11 protein-coding genes and 1 riboswitch are annotated in these 12,400 nt (G+C 69.0%); of the genes, 9 read left to right on the top strand and 2 right to left on the bottom strand.

Translation table 11 applies throughout. The features are described from left to right. The first annotated feature begins 13 nt into the window (after nt 1-13). Genes LZA78_RS16285 through cobD form a run of 4 tightly spaced genes read left to right on the top strand, consistent with a single transcriptional unit; the run spans nt 14 to nt 3,262 of the window. Nucleotides 14-592: a histidine phosphatase family protein gene (locus tag LZA78_RS16285; protein ID WP_233677973.1), complete on the top strand. Its 579-nt coding sequence runs from the start codon at nt 14-16 to the stop codon at nt 590-592. Then, entirely contained in the window at nt 589-1,377 is a 789-nt protein-coding gene (locus LZA78_RS16280; RefSeq protein ID WP_233677972.1) for a propanediol utilization protein, read from the top strand. The genes LZA78_RS16285 and LZA78_RS16280 overlap by 4 nt, the downstream gene beginning before the upstream one ends. Further along, nucleotides 1,374-2,312 carry an adenosylcobinamide-phosphate synthase CbiB gene (gene cbiB / locus LZA78_RS16275; RefSeq protein ID WP_233677971.1) on the top strand — a complete coding sequence of 313 codons (939 nt, stop codon included), beginning with the start codon at nt 1,374-1,376 and terminating at the stop codon, nt 2,310-2,312. The genes LZA78_RS16280 and cbiB overlap by 4 nt, the downstream gene beginning before the upstream one ends. Beyond that, nucleotides 2,312-3,262: a threonine-phosphate decarboxylase CobD gene (gene cobD / locus LZA78_RS16270; RefSeq protein ID WP_233677970.1), complete on the top strand. Its 951-nt coding sequence runs from the start codon at nt 2,312-2,314 to the stop codon at nt 3,260-3,262. The genes cbiB and cobD overlap by 1 nt, the downstream gene beginning before the upstream one ends. On the opposite strand, the gene LZA78_RS16265 is transcribed toward cobD, so the two are convergent. Continuing rightward, nucleotides 3,259-4,704, bottom strand: a complete 1,446-nt coding sequence (locus tag LZA78_RS16265) for a cobyric acid synthase (RefSeq protein ID WP_233677969.1) — start codon at nt 4,702-4,704, stop codon at nt 3,259-3,261. The two genes, cobD and LZA78_RS16265, sit on opposite strands and share 4 nt — an antisense overlap. Nucleotides 4,705-4,967: 263 nt before the next feature. After that, complete coding sequence (cobO, locus tag LZA78_RS16260) at nt 4,968-5,594, bottom strand: cob(I)yrinic acid a,c-diamide adenosyltransferase (RefSeq protein WP_233677968.1); 627 nt, start codon at nt 5,592-5,594, stop codon at nt 4,968-4,970. 39 nt (nt 5,595-5,633) lie between these two features. After that, a riboswitch (cobalamin riboswitch) is annotated at nt 5,634-5,863 on the top strand. 88 nt (nt 5,864-5,951) lie between these two features. On the opposite strand from cobO, the gene LZA78_RS16255 reads away from it, so the two are divergent. Genes LZA78_RS16255 through LZA78_RS16235 form a run of 5 tightly spaced genes read left to right on the top strand, consistent with a single transcriptional unit; the run spans nt 5,952 to nt 12,398 of the window. Further along, a complete protein-coding gene (locus LZA78_RS16255; RefSeq protein ID WP_233677967.1) occupies nt 5,952-6,365 on the top strand; it encodes a DUF1636 family protein in 414 nt (137 codons plus the stop codon). A gap of 3 nt (nt 6,366-6,368) precedes the next feature. Next, a complete protein-coding gene (gene cobW / locus LZA78_RS16250; protein ID WP_233677966.1) occupies nt 6,369-7,415 on the top strand; it encodes a cobalamin biosynthesis protein CobW in 1,047 nt (348 codons plus the stop codon). Further along, a complete protein-coding gene (cobN, locus tag LZA78_RS16245) occupies nt 7,415-10,645 on the top strand; it encodes a cobaltochelatase subunit CobN (protein WP_233677965.1) in 3,231 nt (1,076 codons plus the stop codon). Before cobW ends, cobN begins: the two co-directional genes overlap by 1 nt. Then, the gene (cobG, locus tag LZA78_RS16240) at nt 10,642-11,769 is read left to right on the top strand and encodes a precorrin-3B synthase (RefSeq protein ID WP_233677964.1); all 1,128 of its coding nucleotides are present in this window, start codon (nt 10,642-10,644) and stop codon (nt 11,767-11,769) included. Before cobN ends, cobG begins: the two co-directional genes overlap by 4 nt. After that, nucleotides 11,769-12,398 (top strand): precorrin-8X methylmutase, encoded by a 630-nt coding sequence (locus tag LZA78_RS16235; RefSeq protein ID WP_233677963.1) that lies wholly within the window; start codon nt 11,769-11,771, stop codon nt 12,396-12,398. The genes cobG and LZA78_RS16235 overlap by 1 nt, the downstream gene beginning before the upstream one ends. Nucleotides 12,399-12,400 lie beyond the last annotated feature (2 nt).

Here is a 12,400-nt window from a genome sequence, read left to right as displayed (position 1 = left end):
GAGAAATGCGACCATGGCCCGTGAGGAGGCGACCGAACTGCTTTTGATCCGTCATGCGCCGCAGATCAATGGCGGGCGACTGGCGGGGCGCAGGGATGTTCCGGCGGATTGCTCGGATGCGGCGGCCTTTGCCGGGATGCGCGCGGCCCTGGGTGTGCCGCCCGCGCTGGTGGTCAGCCCCGCGCTGCGCTGTCAGCAGACGGCAGGGACGCTCTGGCCCGAGCTGACCGGCCAGACCGATCCGCGTTTCTGGGAGCAGGACTTCGGCGCGTGGGAGGGGCTGCCCTTCGGCGATCTGCCCGATATCGGCGCGCTCTCGACGGCCGAGCTGGCGGTGCACCGACCGCCGCAGGGTGAGAGCTTTGCCGATCTGCACGCGCGCATCGCCCCGGCCCTGCATGATGTCGGTGGACGCGGCGGGCAGGTGGCCATCGTCGCCCATGCAGGGATCGTGCGGGTGGCGCTGGCGCTGGCGACGGGGTCGGTTCCGGGCGGTCTGGCGTTTCAGATCGCGCCATTGTCGCTGACGCGGGTGCAGTTCCATCCGCGCGGCGGCTGGTCGGTGGCCGAGGTTAATCGGGTGTTCGCGTGATCCATGTGCCGGGCCATTTCGGAGAGTTCCTTCAGGGGCGGCTGGGGCCTTCGGGTCCGGTTGCGCTGATCTCGGTGCCGTGCCCGGCGCTTGGGGTGCGCGGGCAATCCGTGCCGCGCGCGGGGCTGAACCTGCATGGTGGGCTTCTGACCCCGGCACTGGCGCGGCAGATGCTGGCGCGGTTGGGGCTGCGCCCGCGCGGGCATTTCGCGCTGCATCCGCTGGCCGAGCCCGGTTGCGGCACCGGCGTCTCGACGGCCAGCCTCGTCGCGCTGGCGCTGCTGGCAGGCTGGCGCGGGAGCCCTCAGGATCTGGCGGCGGCCTGTGTCGGGGTCGAGGGCGCCTCGGACCCGCTGATGTTCGCGCGCCCGGAGCGGATGCTCTGGGCCTCGCGTCAGGGTCGGTGCCTTGAGTCGCTGCCGCCCGTGCCGAAGTTCGAGATGATCGGCGGCCTCTGGGGGGCGCCGCGGCGCACGATTGCCACCGACAGCGACTTTCCCGATGTCGAAGACCTTGTGCAGGCTTGGCGCAGGGCAGACGATCTTGCCGGGTTCGCGGCGCTTGCCTCGGAAAGCGCCGCGCGGACGCTGGCGCTGCGTGGCCCCTCGGGCGATCCGACGGCCGAGCTTGCGCAGCGCGTCGGGGCGCTTGGGTATTGCATCGCCCATACCGGGGCGGCGCGCGGGCTAATCTTTGCGCCGGGATGCGTTCCAAGGGGTGCGGCGCAGATGCTGCGCGACGCGGGCCTGCGCGGCGTGATCCAGTTTCGCGGAGGCTCGGCATGAGTTTCGCCGCGATGATGCTGGTGGCCATCGGCTGCGATCTGGCTTTCGGCTGGCCGAATGCGCTTTACGCGCGGATCGGCCATCCGGTGACATGGATCGGCGCGCTGATCGGCTGGCTTGACCGCAGCTGGAACCGCGAGGGGCCTGCGCGTCGCCTGCGCGGGGTGGCTGCGGCCCTGCTTGTCATCGGGTTGGCCGGGGGGCTTGGCCTTGCCGTGCAATCGGCCCTGCCGCAAGGGTGGCTCGGCATTCTTTTGGGCGGCATTCTGGCCTGGCCGCTGGTGGCACTGCGCTCGATGCATGACCACGTCGTCGCGGTTGCGCGCCCCTTGGTGGCGGGCGATCTGCCCGCCGCGCGCCATGCCGTGTCAATGATCGTCGGCCGCGACCCAAGCCGCCTGGACGAGGCCGGAGTCGCCCGTGCCGCGCTGGAAAGCCTGGCCGAGAACAGCTCGGACGGGATCGTGGCGCCGCTGTTCTGGGGCGTGGTCGCCGGGTTGCCGGGGATCGCCGCCTACAAGGCGATCAATACGCTTGATTCGATGATCGGTCATCGCACCCCGCGCCATGAGGAATTCGGCTGGGCCTCGGCGCGGATCGACGATCTGGTGAACCTGATCCCGGCGCGGTTGAGCGGGCTTTTGTTCGCGCTGGCTTCGGGGGGCGCGGGCGGGGCGCTGGCCTGCATGATGCGTGATGCGCGCCACCACCGCTCGCCCAATGCGGGCTGGCCAGAGGCCGCGATGGCCGGGGCGCTTGGCGTGCGCCTGTCGGGGCCGCGCATCTATGCCGACCGCGTGGCCGAGGAGCCTTGGGTGAACGGCGCCTGCCCCGATCCGGCGGCGGTTGACCTCGACCGGGGACTTGCGCTTTACCGCCGCACGATGTTGGGTCTGACCGCGCTGATCGGGGCGCTGGCGGTGCTGGGGATGTGATGCGCGATCACGGCGGGAATATCGACTGGGCCAAGGCCCATTACGGCGGGGGTGATTGGATCGACCTCTCGACCGGCATCAATCGCGTGCCCTACCCGGTGCCCGCCCTGTCGCCCGAGGCCTGGACCATGCTGCCCACCGCCGAGGCCAAGGCGCGCCTGATGCGCACCGCCGAAGTCGCTTTCGGAACGCAGGCGCCGGGCGTGGCCCTTGCCGGGGCGCAGGCGGCGATCCAGCTGATCCCGCGCCTTATGCCGAAGGGTCAGGCCAGCGTTCTGGCCCCCACCTATAACGAACATGCGGCCTCCCTGCGCGCGGCAGGCTGGACCGTCACCGAGGTTTCTACCCTCGAGAATCTGGCGGGTGCCGATCTGGCCATCGTGGTCAATCCGAACAATCCCGATGGCCGCAGCCATGCGCCTGCGACCCTGCGCGCGCTGGCGCAGCAGGTGGGCCAACTAGTCGTCGATGAGAGCTTCGCCGACCCGACGCCCGCGCTTTCCGTGATCGCCGATCCCGGTCCGATCCTCGCCCTGCGTTCCTTTGGCAAGTTCTGGGGGCTGGCAGGGGTGCGTCTTGGGTTTGCCTTCGGCGCCGAGGGCCTTATCGCCCGCCTCTCGGACATGGCCGGTCCTTGGCCCGTCTCGGGCGCGGCGATCGAGATCGGCTGCGCAGCACTGTCGGATAGTGACTGGCGACGCGACACCATCGCACGGCTTGAAGCCGAGGTCACCCGCATCGACGCCTTGGCAGGTGCGGCGGGCTGGTCGCTTGTCGGCGGCTGCGCGCTTTTCCGCACCTACGCGACGCCTGACGCCGCAGCAGCGCAGGACCACCTTGCGCGCCAGAAAATCTGGAGCCGCATCTTTCCCTATTCGGACCGCTGGATCCGCCTGGGCCTACCGGGCGCCTCCGTCGAGTGGGAACGCCTGCATGCCGCACTGACCTAACGCGCGAGCGACAATATCCCCGTAACGTCGAGATGCGTCTCGACGTGATCGGCCAGCGCGTCCAGCGCCGCCTCGACCCCCGCCGAATGGCTGAGGCCCGAGGCAGCAATACCGAGCTGCCCAAGGAAGGCCGCGCGGAAGGCATCGGCGGCGAAGAGCCCGTGCAGATAGCTGCCGGTCACCCGCCCGCAGGCCGAGATCGCGCCCTCGGGCTGGCCATCGACCTGCGCGAAGGGGCGCGCGCGGTCTGGGCCTTCGGTGCGGCCGATGTGGATCTCATAGCCCTCGACCTCCAGCCCCGAGGCCGCGTGAACCGCCCGCGTGCGCGTCAGCCGCTTGTCAGGCGTCATCTCGGTCTCGACGTCGAGCAACCCGAGGCCCGCCGTTTCCCCCGGAGCGCCCTCGATCCCGCCGGGGTCGCGGACCACGCGGCCGAGCATCTGATAACCGCCACAAATCCCCAGCACATGCCCGCCGCGCCGGTAATGCGCCATGAGGTCAATGTCCCATCCTTGCGCGCGCAGAAACTCCAGATCGCCCCGTGTCGATTTAGAGCCCGGAATGATCACGAGCTGCGCATCACAAGGGATCGTCTCGCCCGCGCGCACCATGACCAGATCGACGCCTGGCTCGGCCTTCAGCGGATCGAGATCGTCAAAATTCGCGATGCGTGAAAGCGCGAGGCAGGCAATCTTTATCCCACCCGAAGACGGCCCGGATCGCAGGTCGAGCGCATCCTCGGCTGGCAGTCTGTGTGCCTGCGAAAACCAGGGCAGCACCCCGAAGCCACGCCAACCCGTGCGCGCCTCGATCAGCCGGTAGCCATCGTCGAACAGGCTCGGGTCGCCACGGAACTTGTTGATCAGGAAGCCCGCGATCATCGCGGCATCCTCGGGGTCGAGCACGGCCTGCGTCCCAACGATTTGCGCGATCACCCCTCCCCGATCAATGTCACCTGCAAGGATCACCGGAACATCTGCTGCGCGCGCAAACCCCATATTCGCGATGTCGCCTGCGCGCAGATTGACCTCGGCGGGCGAGCCGGCACCCTCGACGATCACCAGATCATGCGACGCCTTGAGGCGGTTGAAACTCTCCAGCACCGCACCCATCAGCCGCGGTTTGAGCGCGGCATAGTCGCGCGACTTGACCGTCGCGATGCGCTTGCCTTGAACCACGACCTGCGCCCCCACGTCGGTCTCGGGCTTGAGCAGGATCGGGTTCATGTCGGTGATCGGCTCCAGCCGCGAAGCCAGCGCCTGCAATGCCTGCGCGCGCCCGATCTCGCCGCCATCTGTCGTCACCGCCGCGTTGTTGGACATATTCTGCGGCTTGAACGGCGCAACGCTCAGCCCGCGCCGCACTGCCGCGCGGCACAAGCCAGCCACCAGCATCGACTTGCCGACATTCGAGCCCGCGCCCTGGATCATGATTGCGGTCATCAACCCCTCCCGATGTCGCGAGGTTTGAAGGTGCGGATGCCTCCGGCGGAGGTATTTTCAGCCAAGAAGAAAGGGGGAGGGCATGGGCGCCGCACCTCGGGCCGCCGAGGCGGGGGAGGCGCGGCGCTTTCTCCTTGGGCGGTCATCGGGACCTCTCCCTGTACCGCAAAACCATTCTGGCCGATCACGGTTAAGAAACCCTTTCCATTCTTCTTGGCCGAAATACCTCGGGGGTCCGGGGGCTGGCCCCCGGCCTTAGACGCTTAGAACTCGACGCCGGGTTGGCCCTTTACGCCTGACCGGAACGGATGCTTTACAAGCGTCATCTCCGTCACCAGATCCGCCGCCTCGATCAGGCCCTCGGCGGCGTTGCGGCCGGTCAGGACGACATGGGTCAAGGCGGGTTTCTCGGTGCGCAGGAACTCGAGCACTTCGTTCAGGTCAAGGTAATCGTAGCGCAGCGCAATGTTGATCTCATCGAGCAAGACCATACGGATTTCCGGGTTGCGGATCAGCTCCTTGGCTTTTTCCCAGCCTGCGCGGGCAGCGGCGATGTCACGCTCGCGGTCCTGGGTTTCCCAGGTGAAGCCCTCGCCCATGGCGTGGAACTGGCACAGATCACCGAAATTCTCTGTCAGCAGGCGGCGCTCGCCGGTGTCCCAGGCGCCCTTGATGAACTGAACGACAGCGCAGGGCATCCCGTGCGCGATGCAACGCAGAATCATCCCGAAGCCCGAGGAGGACTTGCCCTTGCCCGCCCCGGTATGGACGATGATCAGGCCTTTCTCGCCTGATTTCGTCGCCATGATCTTGTCCCGCGCGGCCTTCTTCTTTGCCATCTTGGTGGCGTGGCGGTCGGAATCCTTGCGGTCGTCGCTTTCGGTGGTCATTGCGGCGGTCCTCGTTCTTGACAAAGGGGGGCGCCTGTCTCAGGGAAAGGGCGCGCTGGTCCTGTCCTATGACAGGTGAAGAGGGAATGCGACAGGGTTTGCGACCGAGAGGCGTCCAAACCCGAAGCGCAGCCGCCCCCGCGACCGTGACCGGAGAGGTCGGCCCGACCACTGGCAGATGCCGGGAAGGTGGGCCAACCGATGGGCCTACCCACCTCGGGGGCCCGGGATCCGCAAGCCGGGAGACCTGCCCGCGCGAGGAAATGAACGGGCGGACGGGGTGTTCCGCAACCGGCAGGCGGCTCTTATGGGCGCGCCTCTGGACAGCGCCCCGGTCGCCGCAGGAAAGGGGCCTCGATGAGCGCCGTTTTACACGTCTGCACCACCTGCCGCGCCTCGGAGTCGGTTTGCGATGGCTGCCCGAACGACCGGGTTATGAACGGGGGCTGCGCCGGTTGCCCGCTTAACGTCGCGAGTGACGAGCGCGCCGGAACCATGCTTCATCGCGCGCTTGAGCGCCACGGTGCCCCCGAGGGCGTCGAAATCCGCCCTGTCGAATGCCTCTCGGCATGCACAAACGGCTGCTCGGTGGCGCTTAGTTCGCCGGGTAAGTGGACCTATGTCTATGGCCGGATGACCTCGGCCGATGCCGCCGAGATCCTTCAGGGCGCCGCCGCCTATGCCGCCAGCGAAGACGGCCTTGTTCCCTGGCGCGAGCGCCCCGTGATTTTCCGCAAGCAAAGCCTTGCCCGTATTCCCCCGCAGGAGTGAGCGATGACCGACCTGACCAAAATCCCCGTGACCGTGATCACCGGCTTTCTCGGCGCGGGCAAGACCACGCTGATCCGCCACCTGATGGCCAATCCGCAGGGCAAGAAGCTGGCCGTGCTGGTCAACGAATTCGGCACCGTCGGCGTGGACGGCGAGATCCTGCGCCAATGCGCCGATGAGAACTGCCCCGACGAGAACATCGTCGAACTGGCCAACGGCTGCATCTGCTGCACTGTCGCCGATGATTTCATCCCGACCATCGAGGCGCTGATGGCGCGCCCGACCCGCCCCGATCACATCCTGATCGAGACTTCGGGCCTTGCGCTGCCCAAGCCCTTGCTCAAGGCCTTCGACTGGCCCGCGATCCGCTCGCGCATCACGGTCGATGGCGTGATCGCGCTGGCCGATGCCGAGGCCGTGGCCGCGGGCCGTTTCGCCCCCGATGTCGAGGCGGTGAATGCGCAGCGCGAGGCCGACGACTCCATCGACCATGAAACGCCGCTGTCGGAAGTGTTCGAGGACCAGATCGCCTGCGCCGATATCGTGCTGCTGTCCAAGGCCGACCTGGCCGGTGAAGCGGGCCTGAGCGCTGCGCGCTCTGTGATCGAGGCCGAGGCGCCGCGGAAGCTTCCGATCCTGCCGCTGACCGAAGGCGTGATCGATCCCAAGGTGATCCTGGGTCTTGGCGCTGCCGCCGAGGACGATCTGGCCGCGCGCCCCTCGCATCACGATGACCATGGCGATCACGAGCATGACGATTTCGACACGGTCGTGATCGAGCTTCCCGAGGTGGCCGATCCCGCGCGCCTCGTCGCCGCGATTGAACGCCTTGCGCGTGAGCAGAACATCCTGCGCGTCAAGGGCCATGTTGCCGTGTCGGGCAAGCCGATGCGCCTGCTGGTGCAGGCCGTGGGCGAGCGCGTGCGCCACCAGTTCGACCGACCCTGGGGCACTGACACCCGCCGCACCGCGCTGGTGGTCATCGCCGAGCATGACGATGTGAACGAGGACGCGATCCGCGCCGTGCTGATGGAAGGTGTCGCCGCCTGATGCATGTCGTCTTCCGCGAAAGCCACGGGCTCGAGGAAACCGAGACGCCGACCGATCTGGGGCAGACGCCCGCAGAGATGGTCGTGCTGTCCTTCTCGGATTCCGATCTCGGCGCTTTCGCGGCAGGCTGGCATCGCGCCTCGGGCGGGCTGCCGACGCTGCGGCTGGCCAATATCGTGGCGCTCAAGCATCCGATCTCGGTCGATACTTACATTGAGCAGACGCTGGAGGGCACGAAAGCGATCCTGATCCGCCTGATCGGGGGTGAGCCTTACTGGCCCTACGGCATCGCCTCGATTCAGGATCTGGCACGGCGACGCGGGATCGCGCTGGCAGTGCTGCCTGCCGACGGGCGCGAGGATGCGCAGCTCGATGAGGTCTCGACCCTGCCGGTGTCGGTGCTACGGCGGCTCAAGGATCTGTGCGACGCGGGCGGGGCGGTGGCTGCGCAGGCCGCGCTGGCAACGCTTGCCGAGGCCGCCGGGCTGAGCGCCGCGCCGGTCGAGGGCGCGACCGAGGTTCCCGCGATGGGGTTCTACGACCCGCAGGCGGGCGTGATTGCAACGCCGCCCAAGCGAACGCTGGTTCTGGTCAGCTTCTACCGCTCCTATCTGACCGCCGCCGATACCGACCCGGTCGATGCGCTGATCGCGGCGCTACGCCGCGCGGGCTTTGCCGCCTGCGGGGTGTTTGCGGCGTCGCTCAAGGCGCCTGGCTTTGCCGATTGGCTGGCGGGGCAGGGGCTTGCGCCGATTGCCGTGGTCAATGCCACGGCGTTTTCGGCGCAGGGGGCGGACGGGCGCACGCCGTTCGATGCCTTCGGTTGCCCGGTCTTTCAGGTGGCGCTGTCCACCGCCCGCCGCCGCGATTGGGCTGAGGCCGAGCGCGGCCTCTCGCCCGCCGATCTTGCCATGCATGTGGTGCTGCCCGAGGTGGACGGGCGGTTGTTTGCCGGCGTTGTCTCATTCAAGCAGCCCGGTCGCAAGGACGCCGATCTTCAGTATTCCCGCTTTGCCCACCGGGCGGATGCCGAGCGAATCGAGGCCGTGGTGGCCCGCGTCGCGGCGTGGCACCGGCTGGGCCAACTGCCGCCTGCGCAGCGCAAGCTGGCCGTGGTGCTCTCGACCTATCCGGGGCGGGCCTGGCAGATGGCCCATGCGGTGGGCCTCGACGCGCTGGCCTCAACCGAGGGGTTGCTGACCGCGCTGACCGAGGGCGGCCATGACATTGCGCCCCCGGCCGATCTGGGAGCCCTGGCCGAGGCGCGCATTTCCTGGCCGATGGACGATTACCTTGCCGCGCTGGCGACCCTGCCGCAGGCGTTGCGCGACGATCTGACCGCCGCTTGGGGCGCGCCGGGCGATGACCCTTCGGTGGGGGATGGCGCCTTCCACTTCGCGGCCCTGCGCTGCGGCTCGGCCCTCGTCGCGCTGCAACCCGAGCGCGGCGATGCGACCACCCGCGATGACGATTACCACGACCTGACGCGCACCCCGCGCCATGGCTATGTGGCCTTCTACCTGTGGCTGCGCGCGCAGGGGATCGACGCGCTGGTGCATATGGGCGCGCATGGCACGCTGGAGTGGCTGCCGGGCAAAGCCGTGGCGCTTTCGGGCGCTTGCTGGCCCGAGGCGCTGATCGGCGCGACGCCGGTGATCTACCCCTTCATCGTCAACGACCCCGGCGAGGCCGCACAGGCCAAGCGCCGCATCGGCGCGGTCACCGTGGGTCATGTCCCGCCGCCGCAGGTCGCGGCCTCGGTGCCCGAAGGGATGACGCATCTTGAGCGCCTGCTTGATGAATATTCGACCGCCGATGGCCTTGATCCCGCGCGCCGGGATCGCCTGATCGCCGACATTCGTGCCGAGGCCCGCGCCTCTGGGGTTGAGGACGACCTTGGCATTCCCGCGCAGGCCAGCGCCGCCGAGGCGATCACCCGCATCGACCGCTTCGTCTGCGACATCAAGGAAAGCCAGTTCGGCGAGGGGCTGCATGTCTTCGGCACCGGCATTTGCGGCGCACAGGAGAGCGCGGGCGTGATGGATGCGCTGGCCGGGCGTCGCATCGCGCCGGGGCCGTCGGGCTCGCCCTCGCGCGGGCGCTCAGACGTGCTGCCGACGGGGCGGAACCTGTTCTCCGTCGATCCGCGCGCGGTTCCAAGCCGCGCGGCGCATGGTCAGGGTGTCAAGCTGGCCGAGGAACTCCTGCGCCGCCATTTGCAGGATCAGGGTGACTGGCCCAAGGGGCTGGTGATCGACCTCTGGGGTTCGGCCACGATGCGCACGGCGGGCGAGGAGTTCGCCATGGCCCTGCATCTTGCGGGGTTGCAGCCGGTCTGGGATGCCAGCTCGGGCCGCGTGAGCGGGGTCGAGGTGATCCCGCTGGCGCTGCTTGGGCGACCGCGTATCGACGTGACGTTGCGGGTCTCGGGGCTGTTCCGCGATGTCTTCCCGGGCCTTGCGCAGCTCTTCGAGACCGGGGCCGCAGCCTTGGCCGCTCGCGATGAGGCACCCGAGGATAACCCCTATTGGGCCCGCGCCGCCCGCGTCTTCGGCCCCCGCCCCGGCCAGTATGGCCTTGGCATGGGCACCGCGATGGACGCCTTCACCCCCGAGGCCCGCGCCGCGGCGGGCGAGGCCTGGATCGCGGCGTCGTCCTTCGCCATTGGCGCGGATGGGCAAAGCCGCGATGACCGCGCCGGGCTTGAGGCGCGGTTGAAGGGCGCCGACAGTTTCGTTCATGCGCAGGATCTGCCCGAAAGCGACGTGCTGCTGGCGGCCGATTACGCGGCGCATGAGGCGGGCTTTGCCGCGGCGCTCGCGCGGCTTGGCGCCGCCAAACCCGCGCTTTACCACCTTGATGCGACGCAACCCGACCGCCCCCGCGCTCGCACCCTGACCGAAGAGATCGCCCGCGTCGTGCGCGCCCGTGCCGCGAACCCGGCCTGGTCGGATGGCATGACGGCCCATGGCTATCGCGGCGCGGCCGAGATCGCGGCGACGCTCGATCACATGGCAGCCTTCGCGCATCTCGCGCAGGTGGTGCCGCCGCATCTGTTCGACCTTTACCACGAGGCGACGCTTGGCCGCGACGAAATCGTGGATTTCATGGAACAGGCCAACCCCGAGGCGCTGGCCGCCATGCGCGATCTCTTCCAGCGGCTGGCCGAGGCCGGGCTCTGGGCGACGCGCCGCAACTCGATCGCCGCAACGCTGGAGGGCACGCCATGAGCTTCAAGGTGCAAGGCTGGTGCCCCGGTGCGCTGCGCCCGATGGCCTCGGGCGACGGGCTGGTGGTGCGGGTGCGCCCGCGCGGCGGGCGGATCGCGCCCGAGCAAGCGGCGGGGATCGCGACGGCTTCGCGCGCCCACGGAAACGGGCTGATCGACCTGTCGGGCCGCGCCAATGTGCAGCTGCGCGGCGTAAGCGCTGAAACCCATCCCGCGCTGATCGCCGATCTGACCGCGCTTGGCCTGATCGACGCCGACATCGCCGCCGAGACCCGGCGCAATGTCATCGTCACCCCCTTCGCCGATGCGCAGACCGATGCGCTGGCGGCTGAGCTGGTTGCGGCGCTGGCCGATGCGCCGGAACTGCCCGGCAAGTTCGGCTTTGCCCTCGATACCGGGCCTGCTCCGCTGATGGCCGACACGCCCGCCGATATCCGGCTGGAACGCGCGGTAGACGGCAGTCTGGTCCTGCGCGCGGCGGGGATGGACCTGGGCGCGCCTGTCGCGCCCGAGGCTGCCGTACAGGCGGCGGTCGATCTGGCGCGCTGGTTCGTCGATCAGGGCGGGGTCGTGAACGGGCGGGGCCGGATGGCCTCGCTGATCGCGCGCGGCGTGCGTCCCGAGGGCGCGACGCTGGCCCCCGCACCAACCCTTGCGCCACCCGGTCCCGGGCTGGTTGCGCAAGGCGCGCTCGTGGCCTTCGAATTCGGCCAGATGCAGGCCGAGACCTTCTGGGCGCTTGGCCGCCTTGGCCCGCTGCGCATAACGCCCTGGCGCATGGTGCTGATTGAGGGGCTGCGCGCGATGCCCGAACTGCCGGGCCTGATCACCGATGCCGCCGACCCGCTTTTGCGCGTCTATGCCTGCACCGGCGCGCCCGGCTGCCTTCAGGCCGAGGGGCCAACCCGCGATCTGGCACGCGCCCTTGCGCCGCGCGTTCCCAAGGGGCGGATCCTGCATGTCTCGGGCTGCGCCAAGGGGTGCGGCTGGCCCGCGCGCGCCGATCTGACGCTCGTCGCCACCGCGCGCGGCTATGACCTTGTCACCGATGGCACGGCGGCGGATACGCCCCTCCGCGTGGCCCTCGACCCCACCGAAATTCCCGATCTTCCGGAGTTCTCCTGATGCCTTACGAATACGAAAAGGACGGCGCGACGATCTATGTGCAGTCCTTCGCCACCATCCGGGCCGAGGCCGATCTGGCCCGCTTCACCCCCGAGGAGGAGGTCGTGGTGGTCCGCATGATCCATGCGGCGGGCATGGTCGGGCTTGAGGAACACGTCCGCTTCACCCCCGGCATGGCGATCGCCGCCCGCGCGGCGCTTGAGGCTGGTGCGCCGATCCTGTGCGACGCGCGCATGGTCAGCGAGGGCATCACCCGCGCGCGCCTGCCCGCGAACAACGAGATCATCTGCACCCTGCAAGATCCGCGCGTCCCCGAGATGGCGCGCGAGATGGGCAATACCCGCTCGGCCGCCGCGCTGGAGCTGTGGCGCCCGAAGCTTGAAGGTGCGGTGGTGGCCATCGGCAATGCGCCGACGGCGCTGTTTCACCTGCTGAACATGCTTGAAGACCCGGCCTGCCCGCGCCCCGCCGCGATCATCGGCTGCCCCGTCGGTTTCATCGGCGCGGCGGAATCGAAAGCGGCGTTGATGGAGGCGGCCCCCGTGCCCGCGATGGCGGTCGAGGGACGACTGGGTGGCTCGGCAATCACCGTGGCGGCGGTCAACGCGCTCGCCTCTCGGAAGGAGTGAGA

The sequence above is a fragment of the Rhodobacter flavimaris genome (genome assembly GCF_021378075.1).
In the GTDB taxonomy this organism is placed as follows: domain Bacteria; phylum Pseudomonadota; class Alphaproteobacteria; order Rhodobacterales; family Rhodobacteraceae; genus Rhodobacter; species Rhodobacter flavimaris.
Note: the sequence above shows the minus strand (reverse complement) of the source record. Positions and strands in the feature narration are given on the sequence as shown.

What these genes read in the sequence shown, in the direction of transcription:
- LZA78_RS16285 (WP_233677973.1), top strand. Translation starts at nt 14, where the DNA reads ATGGCCCGTGAGGAGGCGACCGAACTGCTTTTGATCCGTCATGCGCCG.
- cbiB (WP_233677971.1), top strand. Translation starts at nt 1,374, where the DNA reads ATGAGTTTCGCCGCGATGATGCTGGTGGCCATCGGCTGCGATCTGGCT.
- cobD (WP_233677970.1), top strand. Translation starts at nt 2,312, where the DNA reads ATGCGCGATCACGGCGGGAATATCGACTGGGCCAAGGCCCATTACGGC.
- LZA78_RS16265 (WP_233677969.1), bottom strand. Translation starts at nt 4,704, where the DNA reads ATGACCGCAATCATGATCCAGGGCGCGGGCTCGAATGTCGGCAAGTCG.
- cobO (WP_233677968.1), bottom strand. Translation starts at nt 5,594, where the DNA reads ATGACCACCGAAAGCGACGACCGCAAGGATTCCGACCGCCACGCCACC.
- LZA78_RS16255 (WP_233677967.1), top strand. Translation starts at nt 5,952, where the DNA reads ATGAGCGCCGTTTTACACGTCTGCACCACCTGCCGCGCCTCGGAGTCG.
- cobW (WP_233677966.1), top strand. Translation starts at nt 6,369, where the DNA reads ATGACCGACCTGACCAAAATCCCCGTGACCGTGATCACCGGCTTTCTC.
- cobN (WP_233677965.1), top strand. Translation starts at nt 7,415, where the DNA reads ATGCATGTCGTCTTCCGCGAAAGCCACGGGCTCGAGGAAACCGAGACG.
- cobG (WP_233677964.1), top strand. Translation starts at nt 10,642, where the DNA reads ATGAGCTTCAAGGTGCAAGGCTGGTGCCCCGGTGCGCTGCGCCCGATG.
- LZA78_RS16235 (WP_233677963.1), top strand. Translation starts at nt 11,769, where the DNA reads ATGCCTTACGAATACGAAAAGGACGGCGCGACGATCTATGTGCAGTCC.